The 23,921-nt window shown below is 71.2% G+C and carries 19 protein-coding genes and 1 pseudogene; 13 read left to right on the forward strand and 7 right to left on the reverse strand.

The window, feature by feature from the left end:
* Positions 1–77 precede the first annotated feature (77 nt).
* The gene (locus tag ACFY8U_RS31220; RefSeq protein WP_389575586.1) at positions 78–803 is read right to left on the reverse strand and encodes a LuxR C-terminal-related transcriptional regulator; all 726 of its coding nucleotides are present in this window, start codon (positions 801–803) and stop codon (positions 78–80) included.
* Complete coding sequence (locus ACFY8U_RS31225; protein WP_389575587.1) at positions 787–1,617, reverse strand: sensor histidine kinase; 831 nt, start codon at positions 1,615–1,617, stop codon at positions 787–789. The genes ACFY8U_RS31220 and ACFY8U_RS31225 overlap by 17 nt, the downstream gene beginning before the upstream one ends.
* 919 nt (positions 1,618–2,536) lie before the next feature.
* Here ACFY8U_RS31225 and ACFY8U_RS31230 point away from each other — a divergent pair.
* The 3 genes from ACFY8U_RS31230 (at position 2,537) to ACFY8U_RS31240 (ending at position 6,349) form a co-directional block, all read left to right on the forward strand.
* The gene (locus ACFY8U_RS31230; protein WP_389575588.1) at positions 2,537–3,271 is read left to right on the forward strand and encodes a MerR family transcriptional regulator; all 735 of its coding nucleotides are present in this window, start codon (positions 2,537–2,539) and stop codon (positions 3,269–3,271) included.
* Between the two features lie 79 nt (positions 3,272–3,350).
* On the forward strand, positions 3,351–4,946 hold the full coding sequence (locus ACFY8U_RS31235; RefSeq protein WP_389575589.1) for a M28 family peptidase: 1,596 nt from the start codon (positions 3,351–3,353) through the stop codon (positions 4,944–4,946).
* Between the two features lie 203 nt (positions 4,947–5,149).
* The gene (locus ACFY8U_RS31240; RefSeq protein ID WP_389575590.1) at positions 5,150–6,349 is read left to right on the forward strand and encodes a cysteine desulfurase-like protein; all 1,200 of its coding nucleotides are present in this window, start codon (positions 5,150–5,152) and stop codon (positions 6,347–6,349) included.
* 215 nt (positions 6,350–6,564) lie between these two features.
* Here ACFY8U_RS31240 and ACFY8U_RS31245 read toward each other — a convergent pair whose 3' ends face one another.
* Complete coding sequence (locus ACFY8U_RS31245; protein ID WP_389575591.1) at positions 6,565–7,491, reverse strand: MurR/RpiR family transcriptional regulator; 927 nt, start codon at positions 7,489–7,491, stop codon at positions 6,565–6,567.
* Between the two features lie 208 nt (positions 7,492–7,699).
* On the opposite strand from ACFY8U_RS31245, the gene ACFY8U_RS31250 reads away from it, so the two are divergent.
* Positions 7,700–8,518, forward strand: coding sequence for an SDR family NAD(P)-dependent oxidoreductase (locus ACFY8U_RS31250; RefSeq protein WP_389575592.1), 819 nt, complete (start codon positions 7,700–7,702; stop codon positions 8,516–8,518).
* 7 nt (positions 8,519–8,525) lie between these two features.
* Here ACFY8U_RS31250 and ACFY8U_RS31255 read toward each other — a convergent pair.
* Positions 8,526–9,063: pseudogene (locus ACFY8U_RS31255) on the reverse strand (FABP family protein).
* A 170-nt stretch (positions 9,064–9,233) separates the two neighbouring features.
* Here ACFY8U_RS31255 and ACFY8U_RS31260 point away from each other — a divergent pair.
* From ACFY8U_RS31260 to ACFY8U_RS31275, 4 genes are all read left to right on the forward strand, one after another.
* Positions 9,234–11,357: a DUF4139 domain-containing protein gene (locus tag ACFY8U_RS31260; protein ID WP_389575593.1), complete on the forward strand. Its 2,124-nt coding sequence runs from the start codon at positions 9,234–9,236 to the stop codon at positions 11,355–11,357.
* 6 nt (positions 11,358–11,363) lie between these two features.
* Positions 11,364–12,974, forward strand: a complete 1,611-nt coding sequence (locus tag ACFY8U_RS31265) for a mucoidy inhibitor MuiA family protein (RefSeq protein ID WP_389575594.1) — start codon at positions 11,364–11,366, stop codon at positions 12,972–12,974.
* An 82-nt stretch (positions 12,975–13,056) separates the two neighbouring features.
* The gene (locus ACFY8U_RS31270; protein ID WP_389575595.1) at positions 13,057–13,530 is read left to right on the forward strand and encodes a VOC family protein; all 474 of its coding nucleotides are present in this window, start codon (positions 13,057–13,059) and stop codon (positions 13,528–13,530) included.
* A 124-nt stretch (positions 13,531–13,654) separates the two neighbouring features.
* Positions 13,655–14,326 (forward strand): DUF4389 domain-containing protein, encoded by a 672-nt coding sequence (locus ACFY8U_RS31275; RefSeq protein ID WP_389575596.1) that lies wholly within the window; start codon positions 13,655–13,657, stop codon positions 14,324–14,326.
* A 63-nt stretch (positions 14,327–14,389) separates the two neighbouring features.
* On the opposite strand, the gene ACFY8U_RS31280 is transcribed toward ACFY8U_RS31275, so the two are convergent.
* The gene (locus tag ACFY8U_RS31280; RefSeq protein ID WP_389575597.1) at positions 14,390–16,306 is read right to left on the reverse strand and encodes an FHA domain-containing protein; all 1,917 of its coding nucleotides are present in this window, start codon (positions 16,304–16,306) and stop codon (positions 14,390–14,392) included.
* A 304-nt stretch (positions 16,307–16,610) separates the two neighbouring features.
* Between ACFY8U_RS31280 and ACFY8U_RS31285 the strand changes: the two genes are divergently transcribed.
* The 4 genes from ACFY8U_RS31285 (at position 16,611) to ACFY8U_RS31300 (ending at position 21,923) form a co-directional block, all read left to right on the forward strand.
* Positions 16,611–17,375, forward strand: coding sequence for an IclR family transcriptional regulator (locus ACFY8U_RS31285; RefSeq protein WP_389575598.1), 765 nt, complete (start codon positions 16,611–16,613; stop codon positions 17,373–17,375).
* A gap of 101 nt (positions 17,376–17,476) precedes the next feature.
* On the forward strand, positions 17,477–18,721 hold the full coding sequence (locus ACFY8U_RS31290; protein WP_389575599.1) for a PP2C family protein-serine/threonine phosphatase: 1,245 nt from the start codon (positions 17,477–17,479) through the stop codon (positions 18,719–18,721).
* Between the two features lie 180 nt (positions 18,722–18,901).
* Complete coding sequence (locus ACFY8U_RS31295; protein WP_389575600.1) at positions 18,902–19,450, forward strand: rhodanese-like domain-containing protein; 549 nt, start codon at positions 18,902–18,904, stop codon at positions 19,448–19,450.
* A gap of 232 nt (positions 19,451–19,682) precedes the next feature.
* Positions 19,683–21,923, forward strand: a complete 2,241-nt coding sequence (locus tag ACFY8U_RS31300) for a sulfatase-like hydrolase/transferase (protein ID WP_389575601.1) — start codon at positions 19,683–19,685, stop codon at positions 21,921–21,923.
* An 80-nt stretch (positions 21,924–22,003) separates the two neighbouring features.
* Here ACFY8U_RS31300 and ACFY8U_RS31305 read toward each other — a convergent pair whose 3' ends face one another.
* Both ACFY8U_RS31305 and ACFY8U_RS31310 read right to left on the reverse strand, forming a co-directional pair.
* Positions 22,004–22,903: a formylglycine-generating enzyme family protein gene (locus ACFY8U_RS31305; RefSeq protein ID WP_389575602.1), complete on the reverse strand. Its 900-nt coding sequence runs from the start codon at positions 22,901–22,903 to the stop codon at positions 22,004–22,006.
* Positions 22,904–23,239: 336 nt separating this feature from the next.
* A complete protein-coding gene (locus ACFY8U_RS31310; RefSeq protein WP_389575603.1) occupies positions 23,240–23,659 on the reverse strand; it encodes a YjbQ family protein in 420 nt (139 codons plus the stop codon).
* A 91-nt stretch (positions 23,660–23,750) separates the two neighbouring features.
* Between ACFY8U_RS31310 and ACFY8U_RS31315 the strand changes: the two genes are divergently transcribed.
* On the forward strand, positions 23,751–23,834 hold the full coding sequence (locus ACFY8U_RS31315; RefSeq protein ID WP_351816447.1) for a putative leader peptide: 84 nt from the start codon (positions 23,751–23,753) through the stop codon (positions 23,832–23,834).
* Positions 23,835–23,921: the final 87 nt, after the last annotated feature.

Below are 23,921 nucleotides of genomic sequence, written 5' to 3' on the forward strand. Positions count from 1 at the left end.
CACCAGGCCTTCAGGGAGCATCGGGCATGCTCCGAAAGGAGTAGGGAGACCGCGGTGGTACGGGACGGGCTTCGCGGTCACATGACTCGGCGGCACACCAGCTCCGGGATCGAGACGGGCCGCCCGCCCTTCCCGGCGGGATCGATGAGCCGCGCCTCCACCGCCTTGTTCACGGCCCCGATGCGCGAGGCGACACCGAGCTTCTCGAAGATGTTCCGCAGGTGCCGCTTCACGGTGGCCTCGGTGATGCCCAGCCGATTGGCGATCTGACGGTTGCTCAGCGCTCCGGCTACCTGGGTGAGGACCTCCCGCTCGCGGGGCGAGAGGGAGTTGCCCGCCCCGCGGATGGCCGCCTCCGGAGTGGCGCTGCCCGGCAGGGCGATCATGACCTGCGGGTCACGCGCCATGGACCCGCGGATGGCGCAGAGCAGCGAGGCCCGCGGGGAGCTCTTGTGCAGATAGCCGTGGGCGCCGCGGGCGAGCAGCTCGTGCACGAGCGGGCCGTGGTCGTGCATGGACAGCATCAGCACCCGCAGACGCGGGAAGCGCACGGTCAACTCGCTGACCACGCTGGGCGCGTGATGGTGGGGCATCTCCACATCGAGCAGTACGACATGCGCTCCGGTGCTCGCCACCAGGTCGCCGAGGCCCACGGACGTGTCCGCCTGGGCGACGACACGGAGGTCGTCCTCCGCGTCGAGGAGCTGACAGAGGGCCTCACGCAGCAGGGAGTGATCGTCGACCGCGATGATACGGATCGGCTCCGCCGGCCACGGCGGCCTCGGGTCATCGGGCGTTCGCATGCCACTCCTCGCCCGTCGGCACCGTGAACACGAGGGTCGTTCCCGCGCCGGGAACGCTGTCGATGTCCATCCGGCCGCCCAGGAGCCGGATCCGTTCGGCCACGGAGGCGAGGCCGTTGCCGAACGTCCGCTCCCGGGGAAGGCCGACCCCGTCGTCGCTCACCCGCGCCTCCACCCGGCGAACGTCACGCCGCACGTCACATCGCACGTCGACGGACACCCGGGAGGCGTGGGCGTGCGCCAGGGCGTTGCGCAGGCCCTCGCGCAGGACGAGGAAGAGCTGCTCGCCGAGGGCGTCGGGCAGCGGATCGTCGAAGTCCTCGATCCGGATCTCCACGACCGGCTTCTCGACGGCCATGGCGGTGACGAAGGCGGTCAGGGCCCCCTGGAGGGAGCCGGCGGAGTGGGCGCCGGTGCGCAGTTCGGTGACGACGTCCCGTGTGCTGTGCATGGTCTCCAGGATGGCCTGCTTCAGGCTGTCCAGCCGGGGGTCGGTCGCCGAGGAGACGTTCTGGGTGAGTTCGTAGAGCTCCAGCTGGCGCAGGGCCAGGCCGGCCGCGCTGCCGATGCGGTCGTGGATCTCCCTCGCCATCGCGTCGCGACTCTGCCGGGTGGACTCCCGCACCAGATCGAGGAGTTGCAGGTCGGTCCCGTCGGCGCCGTCCTCCAGGGAGCGGGTGACGGCCGCCTGGAGCGTCGCCATCAGCCGCATACCGCTCAGGTCGCCCGACGGCCGGTGGGCGAGGCGCCGCTCGATGAACTCGGCCACGACCTGGACGAGTAGGGAGCCCGCGCGCACGGCGTGGACCGGCACCGTTCCCCGGCCACCCCACCCTCCGCCCGGACGACGTGGCGTCGAGTGCCGCTCCGGTCCGCGACCGGGTCCGCGCTCGTGCGCCGCCCCGGCGCCGCTCCGCAGGGCGTCGCGGCATTCGGAGAGGATCCCACGGGCCTGCTCACATACGGAATCCCAGACTTCCACATCCGCCCCGAGCGGATTCCGCTGCTCGGCGAGCCTGCTGCGATAGACGTCCAGCAACTCGGACTCACCGTCACGTAATTCCGCGGCCAGTTCCTCGCCTTCGACACGAGGACCGTGCCGTGGCTTTCCCCGCGCCGACGTGTCGGACACGTCTCCGCCCTCCCCCATACCTATCCCCCTCTACCAGCTTCCTCGTCACGCGGTCGGTACAAAACGGCGAGAAAGGCCGGAGATCGCCATGATCATGCCGTACCACCAAAAGGACGTCAAGTGCCCCGCCTGCGGAATCCATACCCCCGCCTCCTTTGATCGGCGGACGCAAAACCGGCGAAAGATCTCGGACGGCCACGAACGTACGGCATATTTACTTCTCCATCAGTAGCAGGGACCACCGAACACGAACCGAGGGACGGACGAACGGCCGCCGAACTCCGCAGCCGGCGCCATGGCGCCATGGGAGGATCACCCCATCGGCCACCCTCCGACAAGGGCGTCAACAGCAGTTTCAGGCCGAAACACGGGGAGCCGGGCGGACCGGCGGCGGAGCCGGGTCACCGCCGCCCGGAAAACTCCGCGAAGCCACGCACCTTCCACGGGACAGCGAAACTCCCCTTTGAGCCAACTCCCCGACCATAGCCACCAGAATGCTTGTGCCGTCGCATTCGAGCCGCATAGGGTCACGGCGACCTCGAATTGCTGGCACGGCCGCGAAGCACATCGTCCCCAGTATCCGATCGAATCCCGGTGGAATATGTCGCCGCTCTCCGCTCTGAGCCGCAGGACCAACGTCCCCGTTCGCACTCTCCGCTCCTATCAGGACCTGGACCTCCTTCCCACACTCCCGGAATACGATGAATCACATGTGCGCAGGGTTGCACTGGTAAAGGCACTCCTGAATGTCGGCGGGCTGCCGCACGCGGAGGTACGCCGACTCGTCAGGCATGTCGAGGACGAACGACCACCGGCGAACGAATTGCTCCGCATCACGCAGCACGCCTTACCCACCCCCGGCTCCGCCTCGCACGATCAGGAGTGGGAGTGGGCTCAGGCCAGGGTCTCCGACCTGATCCGGGGCTGGGGCTGGCAGGTGAGCCCGGACAACCCGGCCTGGCAGACACTCTGCCAGGTGACCATCGCCTGTAAATCGCTCGGTCACCATGAAATTCCACGGTTGTTCCATGCGTATGCCGAACACCTGGAGCGCATCGCACGGCTTGAGGTGCAAATCCTCAGCGAACAGGACCACCCCGAAAGCGCCGCGACAAGCCTGGTGGCGGTGACCGCACTTGGGGACGTCGCCATCTCCGCGCTCCGTCGGCTCGCCCACGAGCATTTCCTGTCGTCGACGGGGAGCGGACCCCAGCACTCCTCCGCTCGCGAGCCCGGCCCCGGCCTCCGGGCGGGCGTCCCGCCGTCCGGCACGACGCCGGACATCCCCCCGCCCCTCCTCCATGAGATCGCCACAAGTGTGCATGAAATAAAGTGAGTTCTGGCACATGTGTTCACAGAACACCCCAGAGATCGCTAGCTTCCCCTCAACATCGTTCGCACCGGGAAGGACCTCTGTGAACGCATCACATCGCAGAGCCGCGGCCACCCTGACCGCAGCTGCTCTCGCGACCCCGCTCCTGCTGGTCTCCGCCTCCCCCGCCTCCTCCCAACAGGACCGGCCGGGCAAGGACGCCGCAGCGCTCTCGAAGGCGCTCGTCCGCGAGGCGTCGGCCAAGGACGCCTACAAGCACCTGCAGAAGTTCCAGGCGATAGCCGACTCGGCCGGCGGCCATCGCGTCGCCGGCTCGCTCGGGCACGACGCCTCGGCGGCGTACGTGTACCAGCAGCTGAAGAAGGCCGGCTACAACGTCTCGTACCAGAAGTTAGGCTTCATCTACACCCAGACGCTGGCCGAAAAGCTCTCCACCGTCGCGCCCGCCCCGCGCGACCTCGAGATCAAGGCCCTCACGTACACCAAGTCGACCCCGGTCGGCGGCGTCAGGGCGGACATGGCGGCGGTCCCGGTCGACGCCGACGGCACCACCGGCTGCGAGCCCGGCGACTACGCCCCGGGCGCCTTCACCGGCAAGATCGCACTGATCAAGCGCGGCGGCTGCGCCTTCGCCGTCAAGCAGGAGCGGGCCGCGGCCGCGGGCGCGATCGGCGCCCTCATCTACAACAACATCGACGCCGGCTACGGCCCGCTCTCGGGCACGCTCGGCGACCCCGCCGCCGCGAAGATACCCACCGGCGGCCTCAGCAAGGCCGATGGCGAGAAGCTCACCGCGGACCTCGCCAACGGCCCGGTGAACCTCTCCCTGGAGATCCGTCAGCTCCAGGAGAATCGTTCCACCAACAATGTCATCGCCGAGACCAAGCGCGGCAACGCGGCCGACACCGTGATGCTCGGCGCCTCCCTGGACTCGGTGGTCACGGGACCCGGCATCAACGACAACGGCTCCGGCTCGGCCGGACTCCTCGACGTCGCCCTGAAGCTGGCCGCGAAGGAGAAGAACCCGCGCAACAAGGTGCGCTTCGCCTGGTGGTCGGCCGCCGAGAGCGGCCTGGTCGGCTCCCACCACTACGTCGCGAACCTCACGCCGCTCGACAAGCGGGAGATCAAGCTCTACCTGAACTTCGAGTTGATCTCCTCGACCAACGGGGGCATGTTCGTCTTCGACGGCGACAACTCGGACGGCGCCAACACGCAGGCCGCCCCGGCGGGCTCGGCCGGACTCGAACGGGACATCACCGCGTTCCTCGGCAAGCAGGGTCTGCCGCACGCGGGCACGCCGTTCGTCTCCCGCTTCGACTACGGCCCGTTCATCGACGCCGGCATCCCCTCGGGCGGTACGTTCTCCGGCGCGGAGGCGCTCAAGACGCCCGCAGAGGCCGAGAAGTTCGGCGGTACGGCGGGGCTTGCGTTCGACCCGAACTACCACGCGGCCGGCGACACCCTCCAGAACGTCGGAATGGCGGTGTTCGACCGCAACATCGACGTCATCGCCCACGCGGTGGGCACGTACGCGCACGACATCAGCACCGTGAAGCAGCCGGCGGCCGGCGCGCGGACGTCTGCGAGCGCGCATGCGGACGGAGACGCGGACCACGGCACGACCGTCGGCGCCTCCGGCCCGCGCGGCGGAAGCGCCTACGGCGTGACCGAGTAGTCCGGCGCAGACTCCAGGCAACCCCCGGTGCCGGCGTCCCGATCGACGACCCGGCACCGGGCGGTGCCCCACCCCAGGCACCACGCGCCGGGAGCCCGTGCCCCACCAGGCGCCCCGCTCCCAAACAGGCCCACAGACCAGCCGCACCACTCTCGTCGCCCCACCTCGTCGCTCCATCCGTCGCCCGACAGAAAGCAGAGGCCATGGCCATCGACGTCACCGCCCTCCGGGCCCACTTCCCCTCCCTCGACAGCGGCCTCGCCTTCTTCGACGGGCCGGGCGGTACGCAGACCCCCCGCCCCGTCGCCGACGCCATCGCGGCGACGCTGACCGGGCCCCTCTCCAACCGGGGGACGATCAGCCCGTCCGAGCTGAACGCCGAGCAGTCCGTCACGGCCTTCCGTGCCGCCTACGCCGACTTCCTCAACATGCCCGTGGACGGCATCGTCCACGGGCGCAGCGCCACCCAGCTCACGTACGACTTCTCGCGCACCCTGGCCAAGGGCTGGAAGCCGGGCGACGAGATCATCGTCAGCCGTCTGGACCACGACACCAACGTCCGCCCCTGGGTCCAGGCCGCCGGGCACGCGGGCGTGACGGTCCGCTGGATCGAGATCGACCCGCAGACGGCGGAGGTCGACCTGGAGTCGTACGAGCGGGCCCTCTCCCCCCGGACCCGGGTGGTGGCGGTGACCGGGGCATCGAACGTCCTCGGCACCAAGCCGCCCCTCCGGCGGATCGCCGATCTGGCCCACGAGGCCGGCGCCCTGCTGTACGTGGACGGGGTGCACTACGCGGCGCACCACCTCGTGGACGTGCCCGCGCTGGGTGCGGACCTGTTCGTGTGCTCGCCGTACAAGTTCCTCGGCCCGCACACCGCGGTCCTCGCCGGAGCGCCGGACCTCCTCGAAACCCTCCGCCCTGACAAGCTGCTGCCGTCCTCCGACGCCGTACCGGAGCGCTTCGAGTTCGGGACGCTCCCGTACGAGATCCTGGCGGGCGCCCGTGCCGCGGTGGACTTCCTCGCCGCGGTGGACCCGGGCGAGGGGAAGACGCGCAGGGAGCGGCTGGCGCACTCCTGGAGTTCCCTGCACGCGCACGAGCTGGCGCTGCGTACGAGGCTAGAGGAGGGTCTTCAGGCCTTCGGCGACGCCGTCACGCTGCACTCGAAGGCCCAGGACCGGACTCCGACGCTGCTGATGACCCTCGAAGGCCGTGACGCGCGCGAAGCCCAGATCCACCTGGCGGCCCGCGACGTCCTGGCCACCGCCGGACAGTTCTATGCGTACGAGCCGTTCACCGCGCTGAAGCTGGAGGGGCCCGCGCTGCGGGCGGGCCTGGCGCCGTACAACACGGCCGAGGACGTGGACCGTCTCCTCGACGGTCTCTCCTCTTTCCTCTGACTCCTCTGCTCCGACGCATGTGTGGCGGCTCCGGCCCAGGGGTTGACCGGAGCCGCCATGCCGTTCAAACACGGGGTCGTCTGAGGAGGAGGGGCGGCGACCGCATGTTCTGTTCGGGCCCGTGGGGGCATCCACAGTAAATATATATACCGTCGAGTAGGCAAGATGCATGAAAAATTTCATGCACCCCATGGGCATGAAAAGTCAGGCGTACGTCAGTCGTCCAGGAAGAAATCGTGCTGTTCGGCCGCCTGCTCGTACTTCTCCAGCCGGATCTGCGTCCGCTCCGGATCCGCGTCCGCCATGGCCTGGAGGAGGGCCGCGGAGAGGACCCCCGGCGCCGCGTACGAGTCGAAGACCAGCCGTGACCCCGTACCGGCGGTGAACACCACATCGGCCTCGTCGACGAAGGGCCCGAGCGCCAGGTCCGTGATCAGCACGACGCGCAGCCCGGTGCGGCGAGCCGCCCGGACGACGGCGAGGGTCTCCTTGGCGTGCCGGGGCATCGCGAAGGCCAGCACCCAGGTCCCGCCCGCCTCGCGCGCCTGGAGCAGCCCGTCGTAGGCGACGCTGCCGCCCCGCGTCACCACCCGCACATCGGGGTGGATGCGCCGTGCCGCGTACGCGAAGTACTCGGCGAGGGTGACCGAGATCCGCAGGCCGACGACCGTCAGCGGGACGGACCGGGCCAGCTCGCGACCGATCTCGAGGATCTGGTCGGGATCGGCGAGCGCCCGCCGCAGGGCCATCAGGTTCTCGATCTCGGCGTCGACCGCCGACTGGAGTTCGTTGCCGAGCCGCTCCTCACCCTCCTCCGGCGCGCCGGCGACCGCGCTCAGCGCGATGGGCTGGAGGGCCTCCCGGAGCGCGGGATATCCGCTGAACCCCAGCGATGCGGCGAACCGGGTGACGGACGGCTGGCTGACGCCGACACGCTCCGCCAGCTCGGTGATCGACAGGAACGCGGCCTCGGTGAGGTGGTCGATGAGGAACTGGGCGATGCGCCGCTGCCCGGGGGACAGCCGATGGCCGCCGAACAGTGCCCGCACCCGCTCGGCGGGAGTGGCGACCTCCGCGTCCGACGAGCGCTTGCCCGGTGTGATCGCGGCTGCCTGTGCGCGCGCCTGCTGCCCAGATGGCACGGGGTGCCTCCTTCTCGTCCCACTGCTGCCCAAGATAGTTCACCCGACCCGGCCTTGAACGGGCCCGGCAGGCGGGCTCGCTGATGGGATCGAGGACCACGCCGGCCCTCCGACCGGCCGGAAGCCGTGAAACCATCGTCACGACGACGGCAGAGACGCCGACGGAGACGACGGCACACAACGGCAGACGACGGAGGCTTCGACGACCATGGCTGATCAGCGCGTGTACCTCGTGACCGGCGGCGGGACGGGCATCGGCGCCGCGACGGCCCGACTGCTGCGGGAAGCGGGACACCACGTGGCGGTCTCCGGGCGCCGCCCCGAACCGCTGCGGGTCGTCGCCGAGGAGTACGGTGCGCTGGCTCTGCCCTCGGACATCGGCGATCCCGAGGCCGTGCGCGCACTCGTCGAGGCGACCGTCGGCGCGTACGGGCGGCTCGACGGCCTCGTCCTCAACGCGGGTATCGGGCGTGGCGGAGGCGTGGGCGAAGTGACGCTGGAGGACTGGGACGCGGTGATGCGGACCAACCTCACGGGACCGTTCCACCTGCTGCGTGCCGCGCTCCCCCATCTCCTCGACGCCCGGGGCGCGGTGGTCGCGGTCGCCTCCGTCTCGGCCCTGCGCAACGGCGTGGGCAACGCCGCGTACGCCACCTCCAAGGCGGCCCTGCTCCAGCTCTGCCGCTCGCTCGCCGTCGACTACGGGGCCGCGGGGCTGCGCGCCAACACCGTGTGCCCGAGCTGGGTACGCACCGACATGGCGGACCGCCGGATGAGCCGGTTCGCCGACGAGGCGGGGCTGGGGAACGGCGGTGTCGACGCGGCGTACGAGGAGGTCACCCGCATCCTGCCCGCCGGGCGTCCGGGCGAGCCGCGCGAGGTCGCCGAGGCGGTCGCCTGGCTGCTCTCGCCCGCGTCCTCCTTCGTCAACGGCGCGGTGCTCACCGTCGACGGCGGCGTGACCGCCCTCGACCCGGGCACGCTCGCCTTCGACTACCGCATCGAGCCGCGGGCGCCGCGCTCCTGACGTCCGGTCAGGCGTTGCGACGCAGCCGGACCGACAGGTGGTGCTGCAGGCGCTGTCCGACCGCCGCGAGGTCGTGGACGAAGTCGAGCGTGTCCTCGTCCACCACGGTGTACCGGCGTCGCCTCGACCTCCTTGGCCGTGGGCGCGAGCGCCACCGTGTGGGTGGCGAGATCGACCGTACCGGCGTCCGCGCGGCCGACGAGGATCTCCGCGATGCCGGTGGGCTGGGTGACCAACGCCTCGACGCGTCCCTCTGGTTGGAGCCGCCACCAGCCGCTCTCCCGGGCCGACGGCCGCAGCGGGGTGCCGTCCGCGTCGATCAGCCAGGCGCGCGCCTCGTAGTGGAGGAAGGGCCGTCCGTCGTGGCTGAAGGTGACCTCCTGCTCGTACGTGAACTCCTCGTCGAGCGTCGGATACCCGCCCCGGCCACGGCCGGACCAGGTACCCAGCAACCCGGTCACCGGCGCGAGCTGCGGGTGTGGTGCGGGGGCTCCGTCCGGTCGCAGGGCGTCGGGGAACGGGTACTTCCGGGCGGGGTCGAACATGATGCGCTCTCCTGATTCGGGGCCGGTGCCGGATGGCAGCTTAGGAGGAGGCGGCCGCTCGGCCGGCGGGGCGCGAGGTGCCGGACACCGTCTTCCCGATCCGAGGCGGACGCGAGGGCCCGTCCGGCGTAGGCTTCGATCGGCATGAACGCGGCGGGGGGCGGGAGCACATGACGGCTGAGCGGGCACAGCGGTGGGAATCGACCCTCGATGCGGTCGTGGTGTACGCGCAGGGCGCGGTCTGTCGCCGCCTGGCCAGGGGCGGGATGCCGTCCGACGGCCGGGTGCGGGTGACGGGACTGCCCCGCTCGATCGACCCGGGCTCGCTGCGGGCCCGTGTCCTGGGCGCCTCCGGGGTGCGCGTGACCGAGGCCCGGGTGGAGGTCGAGGCGGAGCCGCTCGGTACCGAAGGCGGCACGGACGGATCGGCCGACGCGTTGCGGCGCGAGGTCGAGCGGCTGAGTGACGCGTACGCGGCGGCTCGGGCCCGCCGGGACCGCCAACTGAGCCTGATCGAGGAGGTCAAGGCGCTCCACCCGGTCCCGCCCGCCCGCAAGCGCGACGACCCGCACCGCCGTACCCCGGCCGACGCGTGGCTGGAGCTCGCCGACTTCGTCGAGGAGCGGCTGACGGGGCTGCACACCCGCCTCGTCGAGCTGGAGGAGACGCTGCGTGACGTCGAGCACCGGCTCGACATGGCCGTCGACCGGCAGTCCCGCGCCTCCACCGCCGCGTCGTCCGCGTACGTGGAGACGACGGTGTGCGCGGTCCTGAGCCTCGACCGAACCGGAACCGGCTCCGGTGCCGCGGATGAGGGCGCGGAGGTGGAGGTGGAGCTGGAGTACGGGGTTCCGGGCGCCGTCTGGGTGCCGGCCTACCGGCTCACGCACCGTCAGGGCGACGGCAGCGGACGTCTGGTGCTGCGCGCGTCGGTGGCGCAGCGGACCGGGGAGGACTGGACCGGCGTGCGCGTCGCCCTGGCCACGGCCGATCTCCGCCGCCGCACCGACCTGCCGAAGCTCCGCTCGCTCCGCATCGGACGCCGTCAGCCCGCCCCCGCCCCCTCCGGCTGGCGCGAGCCTCCGGCGGGGCTCGCCGATCTGTTCGCCGGTTACCAGGCGGCCGGCCCCCGCCCCGTCCCGCGCGCCGCTTCCGCGGCCGGCGCGACGGGTGCGGTGCCCGTTGCCGTCCCGCCGCCTCCCCCGGCGCCCGCCGCGCAGGATTACGGCGCGCCGCCGCCGGGAGCGCTGCCGCAGCCCGGCGGCGCGTACGGTTCCTCCCCGGAGACCCTGAGCGTCGGGATGCCCGCCCCCGCCCAGCCGGGCGGACCGCCACCGAGCGCCCGGCCGCGTACGGGCGGCGGGTTCGCCGGTGCCCCCGCGCCGGCCGCCATGGCACCCGCCGCCCCCGCGGGGGCGGCACCGCCACGGCCCGCTCCTCCGGCGCCGGTGGCCGGTCCGCCGCAGCCGAGCGGCGCCGAGCTCGACTACGCCGCCCTCGTCCTGCGCGGCCCGGACGAGCAGGCCGGTCACAGGGGCCGGCTGTTCCCCGACTCCTCCTACGACCCGCTGGCGGCCGAGTACCGTCGCCGTGCCGAGGCGGTGGCCGCCCTGCCCCTGCCGGGGCATGCCGTGCGGCCCCGCGAGTCGGCGGGCTCCTTCGACCACCGCTTCGACGCCACCGCCCGCGCCGACATTCCCTCGGACGGCACCTGGCACACCGTCACCGTCGGAGAGATCCCGGTCGGCCTGCGTACCGAGTACCTCTGCGTACCGTCCGTCGAACAGACCGTGTATGCGACGCTCGTCCTCTCCAACGCCACCGACCAGGCGCTTCTGGCCGGCCCGGTGGAGGTCACCGTCGACGACGAGTTCCTGCTGACCGCGGCCCTGCCCACGCTCGCCCCCGGCGGCGTCCGCCGGGTGGGGCTCGGGCCTGCCGAGGGCATCCGGGTCACCCGGCGTACGCACGTGCAGGAGTCGACCTCCGGCCTGCGCAACAACACCACCGTGCTCGCCCACCACGTCCATGTGGAGCTGGCCAACCGGCTCGCGCGGCCCGTCACCGTCGAGATCCGCGAGCGGGTGCCGGTCACCTCCGAACCGGACGTACGGATCGAGGAACGGGCCGACTGGACGGCACCCGGTGAGGACACGGGGCCCGACCGGCATGCCACGGGCACCCGCGTCTGGCGGGTGGACCTGTCGGCGGGCGCCACCGCCGCCCTCGCCGGCGGCTACGAGATCCGCATCCCGACCGGCAAGGCCCTGGTCGGCGGCAACCGCAGGAGCTGACACACCATGTCCACGGCCCCGAAGCCGATCGCCTTCCCGACGACCGCCGTCCCCGCGATCGCCCCGCCCGCGATCGCCCTCCCCGTCACCGCCGTCACCTGCCTGGAGGACCGCGCCCACGTCGAGCGCACCGCCGTGCTCGACCTGGAGGCCGGAGTCCAGCGCCTGCGGCTCGGTCCGGTCAGCGCGCTCGCCGTCGACCGGACCCTCCACGCCGAGCTGACCGCCGACCGTCCCGCGACGGTGCTCGACGTACGGATCGTCCGCAGCTGGACGCCCCGCGCGCCGCTGCCGTCCGCCGAGGACGACTCCGCCCTGCGCCACCGGGTCCACGCCCTCGAGGAGGAGCGGCTCGCCCTGGGACAGCGGCGCGAACGGCTGCACGCCCGCCTCGGCCTGCTCGGCCGCCTCGCCACCGACCTGCTGCGGGAGATCGGCGAGGGCGCGGGCTTCGGCGAGTCCGAACGGGACCGCTGGGCCACCGAACTGGACCGGGTCGACGGCGAACGCGACGCCTACGGCGAGGAACTCCGCACCGTCGACGCCCGGTTGGCGCAGCTCGCCGCAGAACTGGGGGAATCCCAGCGGGCCATGCACCTGTCCGAGCAGGAGCCCGCCGAGCTGGTCGGCCACGTCGAGCTGACCGTGGAGGCCGAGGCCGCCGGACCGGCCGCGCTGCGGCTGAGCCACCTCACCCCGTGCGCGCTGTGGCGGCCCGCCTACCGCGCCGTGCTCGACGGGGACTCCCTGACGCTGGAGACCGACGCGATGGTCTGGCAGCGCACCGGCGAGGACTGGACGGACGTACGGCTGACCCTGTCGACGGCCCGTTCGGCGCTGGCCACCGATCCGCCCCGGCTCGGCGAGGACCGGCTGACACTCACGGACCGCTCCACGGCGGAGCGCCGCACGGTCGACGTGGAGCTGCGTGAGGAGGAGATCGGCGACCTCGGACCGGCGGCCCCGGTGCTCGGCCTGCCGGGGGTCGACGACGGCGGCGAGGCGCGGGTGCTGCGCGCCCCCGCGCCGGTGTCGGTGCCCGGTGACGGCCGCGCCCATCGCGTGCCGCTCTCCGCGTTCACGACGGCCGCCCACAGCGAGTACGCCTGCTCCGCCGAGCTGTCCCCGCTGGTCACGCAGGTGGTGCGGTGCGACAACCTGTCGGGCCATGTGCTGCTCGCCGGGCCGGTGGACCTGGTCCGCGGCAGCGGATTCAGCGGGCGCGGCACGCTGGACTTCACCGCGGTCGGCGCCCCGGTCGAGCTGGCCTTCGGCAGCAGCGACGACTACCGGGTGGTCCGGCGCACCGAGGAGTCCCGCGACACCGCCGGGCTCTCCCAGCGGACCGTGATCACCCGCACGGTGCGGCTGCACCTGTCCCGGTTCTCCGCTCCCGGGGAGCAGGGCGAGCGGGTGGTCGCCCTGCGGGAGCGGATCCCGGTGTCCGAGGTCTCGGCGGTGGAAGTACGCCTGCACAAGGACGCGTGCTCCCCGGTGCCCGACGTGGTAGACGCCGAGGGCATCGCCCGCTGGGACGTCCCTCTCGCGCCGGGCGGCCGCCGCACGGTCACGCTGGTCTACGAGCTGTCGGCGAGCGGGAAGGTCACGGGGCTCTGAGCGCGGAGCGATGATTTCCGGGCTGTCGGGCGGTCGTACCGGTAAGAAGCCGCAGCGCACCCGACGAGATCAGGAGAACGTCATGCCCCGGATCACCCCCAACCTCTGGTTCGACACGCAGGGCAAGGAGGCCGCGGAGTTCTACTGCTCGGTCTTCCCCAACTCGGAGATCAAGAAGGTCTCCTACTACGGCGATGCGGGACCCCGCGAGGCCGGAACGGTGATGACCGTCGACTTCGTCCTGGACGGGAACGCGGTGACCGCCCTCAACGGCGGACCCGATTTCACCTTCAACGAAGCGGTGTCGTTCCTCGTCGACTGCGCGGACCAGGAGGAGGTCGACCACTACTGGTCCAAGCTGTCCGAGGGCGGCCAGGAGGGCCCGTGCGGCTGGGTGCGCGACAAGTTCGGCCTGAGCTGGCAGGTCGTGCCGTCGATCCTGGACGAACTCATCGCCGACCCGGACGAGGCCCGCGCCCAGCGGGCGATGAAGGCGATGCTGGGCATGGGGAAGCTGAACGTCGCGGAGCTGCTGGCCGCGGCGGACAAGGCCTGACCGCGCTGGAGCGGGGGCGGGCGGCGGGGCGGCCGGGTCCACGCCTCGCGCCGCTCCCGGTGGGCCGGACGGCGGAACGGCGCGATCATGGAGGTGAGGGACCCGACGCGAGGAAGTGACGATCATGGACGGCTCCCGGTCCTCCTACCCTCCGGTCACAGTGACGGCCCGGCTCGACACCCCGCTGTCGCGCTGGTTGTGGCTGGTCAAGTGGATCCTGGTGATCCCCCACTGGATCGTCCTGATCTTCCTCTGGATCGCGTTCGTGTTCGTGACCGTGATCGCGTTCTTCGCGATCCTGTTCACCGAGCGCTATCCGCGGGCCCTGTTCGACTTCAATGTGGGGGTCCTGCGGTGGTCCTGGCGGGTGTCCTTCTACTCGTACAGCGCCCTGGCCACCGACCGGTACCCACCCTTCAGCCTGGGCCCGGAGCCCGACTACCCGGCGCGACTGGACATCGCCTACCCGGAACGTCTCTCCCGGGGGCTGGTCCTCGTCAAATGGTGGCTGCTGGCCATCCCCCAGTACCTGGTGATCGCCTTCTTCGCCGGCGGAATGCGAGCGGGCTGGTGGAGCGGCGGCCTGACCACCCTGCTGACCCTGATCGCGGCCTTCGCCCTCGCCTTCACCGGCCGCTACCCCCGTGACATCTTCGTGCTGGTGGTCGGCCTGAACCGCTGGGTGATCCGGGTGGCGGCGTACGCGAGCCTGATGACGGACAGGTACCCGCCCTTCCGGCTCGACCAAGGAGGCGAGGAATCCCCGGTCAAGCCCTGGCCCGTCGAAGACCGCTGAGGACCACCGCCTGCACTCCGGGCACCGGGGCCCGGGTTCGCCGGCAGGCGGCGCACGACATGATCACGTCGCGGCGGGGGCCTTCCCGGGGGCGGTCGTGGCCGGCGCGTCCTGCCGGTAGAAGATGTCGATGTCCACCTCTTCGCCCCCGACGATCAGGGTGTCCCACGCCCCGCTCTCCAACAGGGTCCGCAGCGTGTCGGAGTTGAGTGTGTCCAGGTGGTTCCGGAGTGTCGCGTCGTCAGGCATGCCGGGAAGGCGTGAAGCCAACCGGTCACGGATTCCCCGCAGCCGTTCCATGAGCGCGTCGATGTCCGTGCTCCTGTCCAGGTCCTTGCCCGCCGACTCCTCGATGCTCTGGGCGATCTTGTCCTTGATCGCGCAGCTGACGCCGTGCTCGTCGGTGGTGATCATCGTGTTCCAGGCCCGGCTCTTGTGCCGGTACTGGAGCATGGACATCGCCGCTTCGTGGCGTGCGAAGTCGGCGTCCCGGAACGGCCTGCCGGTCCATGCGCCGTTGAGGGATCGGGCCAGCGAGATGGCAGAGCCCAGTCCGCTGTTGAGCCCGCGTCCCGGCCAGAAGTGGATGGCGTTGGCGGCGTCGCCGAGGAGGAACCCGTAGGTCCCCGGGGTGGTCGACGTGGCCGGGCGCAGCCGGGCGGTGAACCTGGGCCGCTGCACCATGTCGAGCCGGAAGGCCGTGACGGCGCTCAGATCCCTCTCGGCGACACCGAAGAGCGCAAGCCCCTCCAACACCCGCTTCCACAGGGCCGAGCCCCTGACCATGGCGGGCAGGAAGAGCGTGCTGTGCGTCGAGCACTGGAAGTCACCGTGGTCGTCCCGCCCCATGACGCACGGGCGTGAGGCGATGCAGTCCTCGAACACGTGCCGCACCGGATCGATACCGATCACTTCCGCGGCCTCGGCATCGGTGAGCCGCATGTTCAGGAACCCCTCGCCGCGAAGGGCGTTGAGGAGGAAGCGGTTCTGGGCCACGGTCAGCAGGACCGTCATGGGGTCCGTCAGGGTCGACTTGACGCGCAGCCCCAGGACGACATCCTGAATGTGCTGTCCGTGCAGCGAGTAGATGGACGTGTCGGCGTTGCCGAACCTGTCGGTGAAATACTCCCGCGTCCGGGAGCGGCCTCCCTCGCAAATGACGAGCACATGGCCCTTGGACTCGGATGTGTCGTACTCGGCTGGGTCGAACACCTCGGGAACCAGCCGGATCCGGTCGGATTTCTCGTTGGCCAATTCGAGGAGAGTGTCCTCGATGTAGGAGATCCGAAGGTTTCTCGGGTTGTAGCCGCGGAGCGAATCGGGGCCCACCGGCCACATTTCGGAGTACGCGTCGCCGCGGAACAGCCGCCCCTGCACCTCCTCGGGAAGGTTCAGATACTGCCGGCTCTGTACGGTGACGACCTGCTGCCGCCTGACGTTGCCCTGTGCCTCGCTCTTCCAGACGACCTTCGGTCCGTCCTGAACCCACCGGCCGTCGTACACGGTGACGGCCACGCGATGCCCCATGAGGTGTTCGAGGAGCAGAGCGAAACTCAGGCCGACGGGACCGCCGCCCGAGACGGTGACGTCCAGGACGGGCGCTGCCTCCAGGGTCGCCTTGGAGGGAGTGAGCGGCCGCAGCACGGAGAGGTCGAGGATGGTCTCCATCGCATCGGCCGCTTCGAAGCGGAACGTCTCGGTTCCTATCTCGACGAGATCTCCGGGCTGCAGTTCGTGCGATGTCACACGCGCCCCGTTGACTCGCGTTCCATTACTGCTTCCGCTGTCGTACAGCACGAATCCGTGGCGCTCGCGACGCACCTCGGCGTGAAAGCGCGAGACATTTCCTCCTGTTATCACGACACTGTTGTCGCCGTTGCGGCCCAGGGTCAACGGTGTGGCGCCGATCGGGAACTGCTGTCCTGCCAGAGAGCCTTCACGGCCAACAAGACGAGGAGGCATGGGGTCACCCAATTCCATGAGTCACGGATCCGATGACGGCATGCGAGACCGGTCACAGAAATCCCCCCTGCATCACAGACCGCGAGTCGACCGGCACGCAGAGCAATCTTAATCCGGCCGCGAGGCCGATGAGAAGCCATCCGGACCGACCGGCCATCACACGGTTCCCATTCCGTGAAGACGTAACAGCGAAGTCCGATCGGGGCTGCTGATTCAGTTGTGAAGGATGCGAGGGCGGAGTATTCGAGGGGCATTTCCCAGGACTCTCGGCCGGGGCCGGGGGAATCTTGCCGGTGCCGTGCCCACGGCGCACGCTGGTCGTATGGCTTCTCGCGACAGCCCCGCCCCTACGCTCATCACCTCCGTGCAACGTGCCTTCCGGCTGCTGGAGGCGGTGAGCGGGCACGAGAACGGCGCGCCGGCGAAGCAGCTGGCACGGGAGGCGGGGCTGCCTCTGGCCACCGCCTACCACCTGCTGCGGACCTTGGTCCACGACGGATACCTGCGGAAGCTGGACGACGGCGGGTTCGTCCTGGGCGACAAGGTGCAGGCGCTCCGCACCACCGGCCGCGGGCAGGCGCTGCTGAGCCGAGTCCGCCCGACGCTCGCCGCGTTGCGCGACGAGCTCGCGACCGCCGCCTACCTCACCTTCTACGAGGACGGCGAGATCCGGGTCGCCGAGATCGTGGACAGCCCCCGGGCACCCCGGGTCGACCTCTGGGTGGGATTCGAGGACGCCAGTCACGCCACCGCGCTCGGCAAGTCGGTGCTGCGCGAGCTGGACGAGGAATCCCGCAAGGACTATCTCTCCCGGCACCGCCTGGCGGATCTCACGCCACGGACGATCACCGACGTTCCGGAGCTGCTCCGGCGACTCGACTCCTCTCCCGTGGCGCCGGCGGTCACCGACATGGAGGAGTACGCGCTCGGCACGGTCTGCATCGCGGTGCCGGTGTACAGCGGGGACACGCTCGGCTCGCTCGGCGTATCGCTGCGGGCGGACCGGCTCTCCCGCCTCGATGAGATCCGGGCGCGGCTGCTCCCGACCGCCAGTCGCGTGACCAGGGGCCTCTCACTCACTATCTGAAATCCGCGCCCTTGTGACGTTCACCCCCATCCTCTTTTCTGGATTTAACAGACATCTACGGAGCAAACGCTCCGCGCACAGGTGAGGACTACGGGCGAAACATGAGTCACACCCGAGAGCACGGTGGCGACCACGGGCCGATCCGGCCCTCCAGGAAGCAAGGGGCCGCCACGGGGCCGGTGGCCCGGAATCGCCTCGCTGTGCAGCTCGCCTCCGGTACGCCCGTACTGCCCGTGCTGATCGTTTCCGTCATCGTGGTCGTCGACCTCCTCGCCGGAGCCGGGCTGACCTGGCTGCCGCTCCTCGCCGCAGGGCCCGCGCTGGCCGCGACCACCAACGGGCCTCGCGGAGTCGTCTGCGTCGGCCTTCTCGCCGGGGGGCTGGGCGCGATGCTGGGAATCCGTGACGGCGCGCCGGGCGGTGAGCTGGCAGCCGTACTGTCGGCCCTGATGGCCGTCACCCTCGCCGGCGCCCTGGCCAGCGCGTTGCGCGGGCGACGCGAGCGGGTGCTCGCGGACGTCCGCTCGGTCGCCGAGGCCGCCCAGCACGCGCTTCTGCAGCCCGTACCGGCGACGGTCGGCCCGTTCCAGGTGGCCGTCCGCTACAGCGCCGCGGCCGCGGAAGCCCGCATCGGCGGAGATCTCTACGCCCTCGTGCCCACCCCGTACGGGGTCCGGCTGATCGTCGGCGATGTGCGCGGCAAGGGGCTGCCCGCCGTCGGGGTCGCCGCTCTGGTGCTGGGAGTCTTCCGCGAGGCGGCCTACGAGGAGCCCGATCTTCTGGCCGTCGTCGACAGGATCGAGCGGAGTCTGGCGCGCAACCTCCGCAGCGACGACTTCGTCACGGCCGTGGTCGCCGGGCACCCCCGGCCAGGCCTTCTCGAAGTGGTCAATTGCGGGCACGCGCCTCCGCTGCTGGTCCGCGGATCCGAGGTCGTGCCGGTGGAGCCGGCCCATCCGGCCCCGCCGCTCGGGTTGCGCGCTCTTACGGGCGAGACCCCGGGCCTGGATGTACTGCCCTTCGCCGACGGGGATCAGCTGCTGCTCTACACCGACGGGGTCACGGAGGCACGCGACCGGGGCCGTGAGTTCTACCCGCTTGCCGAGAGACTCGCGCAGCACCTGTCCGACGAGCCGACGGATACCCTCGCAGCGCTCCACGGCGAACTCCTGGAGCACGTGGGAGGCCGTCTGCACGACGACGCGGCGCTGCTCCTCCTCCGCAGACCCGCCGCTGACGAGGCAGCGGTTCTTCACGTTCCGTCCGCGGCGGACGGAGAGGTCATCGATGCCCGGAGCCTTCGGACCGGCCCAGGCCGGATCGGGCACCCCCATGACCCCGCCTGACGTAGGGCTGTCCCACTCGCCGGCCCGGATTGTTGCCGCGCCGTGACGACGTCATGGCCACTTCGTGGCGATACGTTCCGTCCACCGGCTGAGCCGTCCCGCGGCGCCTAGCATCCGAAGACGCCCCTGCCGCTGATGGTTGTGGGGCCGTCCCCCGTCTCAGCCGAAGGTATGTTCCTCATGAGCGTTTCCAGCATCCTCAGCGTCGACGAGGCAGAGCCACGACTGCCCGAGCTGAACGTGGTCGACGTCCGCACCCCCGGCGAGTTCGCCTCCGGCCACGTGCCCGGCGCCGTCAACGTTCCCCTCGAGCGCATCGAGGGCAGACTGTCGGAGCTGCGGCACGCCGCCGAGAGCGGTCCTCTGCTCCTGGTGTGCGCCTCGGGCGCGCGCTCCGGGAAGGGGGCCGCGGTCCTCGCCTCCCACGGGATCGCGGTCGCGAGCCTGACGGGCGGCACCCGGGCCTGGGCCGCCGCAGGCCACCGGCTCGAGCATCCGCCCGGCCCCGTGCGAGCCGTCTGGGGGATGGAGCGTCAGGTGCGCTTCACGGCCGGCGCTCTGGTGCTGCTCGGCCTGGCTCTCGGACTGCTCGTCCATCCGGCGTTCCAGGTGCTGTCGGCGGGCATCGCCGGAGGTCTGGTCTTCTCGGCGCTCACCGACACCTGCGGCATGGCGGTGGTCCTGGGCCGGCTTCCCTTCAACCGGCGCGGCGCAGCACCCCACGGGTGACCGCACCGCCTCTTCCGGCGTGGTCGGTCCTCTGCACGACGGCTCACCGGATGTGCGACGGCTTCAGTGCCCGCCAATTCCGGACCGTGGGAGCAACGTGGGCGCGTTCCCTCCCCTGCCGGCCGGTTCGGGCGCCGTCACATGTTCTTCATGCCGTGTGCATGGTCCTGGTGCCGCTCCGCCACTCATGATCGGCGGAACACCCGCAGCCACACCCGAGGAGCCGTCAGCCATGCCCAGCCGCCGTACCTTCCTGGCCGGCTCGACCGGCGCGCTCGGTCTGGCCGCCGTCGTCGACACCGCCGCGGGATCAGCGCAGGCAGCGTCCTCGGCAGCGGTCCCCCACGCGACGGAGGGCTCGGGCACGCGGCCGCCGAACTTCGTCGTCGTCCTCGCCGACGACCTCGGCTACGGAGAGCTCGGCGCCAACGGCCAGAAGCTCATCAGCACCTCCCGCCTGGACCGTCTCGCCGCCGAGGGGCTGCGCTTCACCGACGCCTACTCCACCGCCGCCGTCTGCGCCCCCTCACGCTGCTCCCTGCTGACCGGACTCCACACCGGCCATGCCACGGTCCGTGCCAATCCCTCCTCCGGCGGGCAGGGTTCGCTCACCGACCACGACACGACCTTCGCCGAGGTGCTCCGGGCACGCGGCTACCGCACCGCGGTGATCGGCAAGTGGGGCTTCGGACCGGAGGCCGCCGGCCAGGCCAGTCACCCGGCCGCCCGGGGCTTCGAGGAGTTCTACGGCTACATCGACCACAGCCACGCGCACCAGTACTACCCCGCGTATCTCTGGCACAACGACGTCAAGGAACCCATCCCCGCCAACGCCGGCGGCGTGAAGAGCGTGTACGGTCCGGACCTCCTGGAGCAGCGTGCCCTGGAGTTCATCGGCGACCACGCCTCCGAGCCGTTCCTCCTGCTGCTCACCCCGAACGTCCCGCACGCCCCCAGCGACATCCCCGGCTTCGGGGCGTACGCCGACCGGAACTGGACGGCCGCGAACAAGGGGCACGCGGCCCAGGTCACGTACTTCGACTCGCTCGTCGGCAAGGTGGTCGACCGGCTCCGGGAGCTCGGTCTGGAGCGGGACACCATCGTCCTCGTCACCAGCGACAACGGGCCGCACGAGGAGGGCGGTGTCAACCCCGACCTGTTCGACGCGAACGGGCCACTGCGCGGCTACAAGCGCAACCTCTACGAAGGCGGCATACGCGTCCCCCTCGTCGCCTGGGGTCCGGGCCGGGTCCGGCAAGGCACCAGCGACCGTCCCACCTCGCTGACCGATGTGCTCCCCACCCTGGCCGAGCTCGGCGGCGCCCCGTCCCCCACCGATGTGGACGGGTTGTCCGCCGCTCCCCTGCTCGCCGGCAGCGCCGACTCGGCACGCCACGGACACCTCTACTGGTTCCGTGACGAGCGGGGCGTCACCGGCCGGGCCGACGCGCAGGACGGCGGACGTGCCACCTGGCTCGCCGAGGCGGTCCGCCGGGACGACTGGAAGGCCGTGCGCTTCGCCCCCGAGCGGGACCGTGCCCTCCCCGACGACCATTGGCAGGTGGAGCTGTACAACCTGGCCACCGATGTCGGCGAGACCCACAACATCGTCGACGCGTACCCGGCCAAGGCCGCGGAGCTTGTGGCGTTGATGCGCTCCTCCTGGAAGGACAGCTATCCGCGCATCCCCTTCGGGACGCGTCTGGCCCTGCCCGGTCTGGCCGTCCCGGGCCGGGCGTTCACCGTGTCCGCCACCCTCGGCAACGGCTCCTCCCGCCCGTGGACCGCGGCCTCGCTCGCTCTTCGCGCCCCCGACGGCTGGCTCGTGGCCCCCACCTCCCCGACCGCCGCGGACCAGCTCGCGGCCGGCGGTGGGCTCACCGCGTCCTGGCGGGTCACCCCACCAACGAACACCGCCCCCGCGACAACGTGGACGCTCACCGTGGAAGGCAGCGCCGTCACCCCGGCCGGCCCGGTCCGCTATCCGGCCATGGGTACGGTCCCGACCCCGCCCCCTGCCCCCACCCGCGACTCCTACCTCTCCGACCTCGCCTGGATCAGTGCCACCAACGGCTGGGGACCGGTGGAGCGCGACACCTCCAACGGCAAGAACGCCGCCGGCGACGGCTCGCCGATCTCCTTCAGGGGTACGACGTACCCCAAGGGCCTGGGTGTCCACGCGCCCAGCGACATCGCCTTCCATCTCGGCGGTGCCGCGGCCCGGTTCACCTCCTTGGTCGGCATCGACGACTTCTCCGCCAAGCAGAGCTCCGTCGGCGCGACCCGCGCCAGGGTCTACGGCGACGACAGCCTGCTGCTGACGACCGGCACCCTCAGGGCGGCCACCGGCCCGGTCCAGGTCGACCTGGACGTGCGCGGCATCCGCGTCCTGCGGCTGGTCGTCGAGGACGCCGACAGCCGCTCGTCCTTCGACCACACCTCTTGGGCCATGGCCCGCATCACCGTGGGGTGACATCACGACGTCCGTTCGTACGTCCGGAGGCCGTTTCCGCACACTCGGAAACGGCCTCTTCCACGGGCGGGCGAACGGTGCTAGGCGGCGTCGGCGGCCACCCGGAACCCGATGTTGCCGGTCGAGCTGTCGGGCGTGTTGGAGCTACGGGCGGCCACCCGGTAGCGGTTGCAGTAGGAGTCGTGGCACAGGTAGGAGCCGCCGCGTATCGCCCGTGAGCTCTCCTCACCGGGGGTGAACCGGTCCGCACACCACTCCCAGACGTTGCCGACCGCGTTGTAGAGACCGAAGCCGTTGGGGCGGAAGGACGTCACAGGAGCGGTGCCCGCGTAGCCGTCGGCGGCGGTGTTGCGGATCGGGAACTCGCCCCGCCAGATGTTGCACATGTGGCGGCCGCCGGGCTCGAGTTCGTCGCCCCACGGGTAGCGGCGCTGCTCCAGTCCGCCGCGGGCCGCGTACTCCCACTCGGACTCGGTGGGCAGGCGGGTGCCGGACCAGGCGCAGTAGGCCTGGGCGTCGTTCCAGGACACGTGGACGACGGGATGGTTCTGCCGGTCGGTGACATGGGAGCCGGGCCCCTCGGGGTGGCGCCAGTCGGCTCCCTCCACCGCCCGCCACCAGGGGACGGCCGCCACGGGCCGGGACAGGGCTGCCACCTCCTCGCCGAGGAAGGCCCCGAACGCGAAGGAGAAGCCGAAGCGCTCGGCCTCGGTGACGTGCCCGGTCGCCTTGACGAACAGGGCGAACTGGGCGTTCGTCACGGTCGTGGCCGCGATCCGGAAGGGTCCGACGACGACCTCACGGACCGGCCCCTCGGCATCTTCCGGAAAGCCCTCCGGGTCGTCGGTGCCCATGAGGAAGCGCCCTCCAGGCAGCGTGAGCAGCTGCCGGGCCACCCGGGAGGGCGGGAGCGCGGAACGGGGCGGAGCAAGGGTCGGTGCGGGGACGTGGGCGTGACCCGGGGTGCAGCATGCGGGCATGACGGCTCCGTGGGAATGGTGGGCGTCCGGCACTCGTGCCTCGTGGCACGCGTGCCGGACGGACGAGGCGACGAGCCGTCGGCCGTGGTGCGAGCGGGGAGGAGACGGGATTCAGGCTGGTGCGCCAGGTGGGGATCCCGCGAGGGAAAGGGCACGTTCAGCGGGCCGCGGCGACCGTACACAGGGCGCTCGCCACGTGCCTTGGCCGACGTGGCGGCGCGTCGTGAGGATTCCTGCTGCCATGGCAACGACAGTAGGCGGCGCGGAACCGTCCTTCCATGTACGGCGGATGAAATAGCCGGCCGGCCACGCCCAGGACGGCCTTGACCGGCTCGGTCAGCCCAGGAAGCTCAACCGGACCTGGCGCTCCGGGTTGTCCTTGTTCGTGTCCACCAGGCAGATCGACTGCCAGGTGCCCAGTTCCAGGCGTCCCCCGATCACCGGGACCGTCGCGTGGGGCGGGACCAGGGCCGGGAGGACGTGGTCGCGGCCGTGGCCCGGGGAGCCGTGGCGGTGTTGCCAGCGGTCGTCGGCCGGGAGGAGGTGGTGGAGTGCCGTCAGGAGGTCGGTGTCGCTGCCCGCGCCCGTTTCGAGAACAGCCAGGCCGGCCGTGGCGTGGGGGACGAAGAGGTTGAGGAGGCCGTCGATGCCCGAGGCCGTCTCCGTGAGGAAGTCCGTGCAGACCTGGGTCAGGTCGGTGACCGTCTCCGTGGTGCCGGTGGTGAGGGTGATCACGCGGGTGATGAAGGTCGACATGAGGTCATCCTGCCGTTCACAGCGCGGGATCGCGCGTCCACGCTCCGAGACACCGTTGACCGGCACCTGAACGAGTCGCTACGTTCGCGCCATGTTGCGTACAGCCCTGCTCACCACGCGCGGTCACATCGACCTGCTGCGGGTGGCCTCCGCCGCGTGTCGTCGCGGCTGCTGACGCCCTCTCACACCTGATCCTCCCGCGCTGACACCCGTGTTCGCGCGCCCTCGGCGCGCTCACGGTCGCTGAGGCGTACCCACTCCC

Origin of the sequence: Streptomyces sp. NPDC012508, from assembly GCF_042902595.1 — a bacterium.
GTDB lineage: Bacteria > Actinomycetota > Actinomycetes > Streptomycetales > Streptomycetaceae > Streptomyces.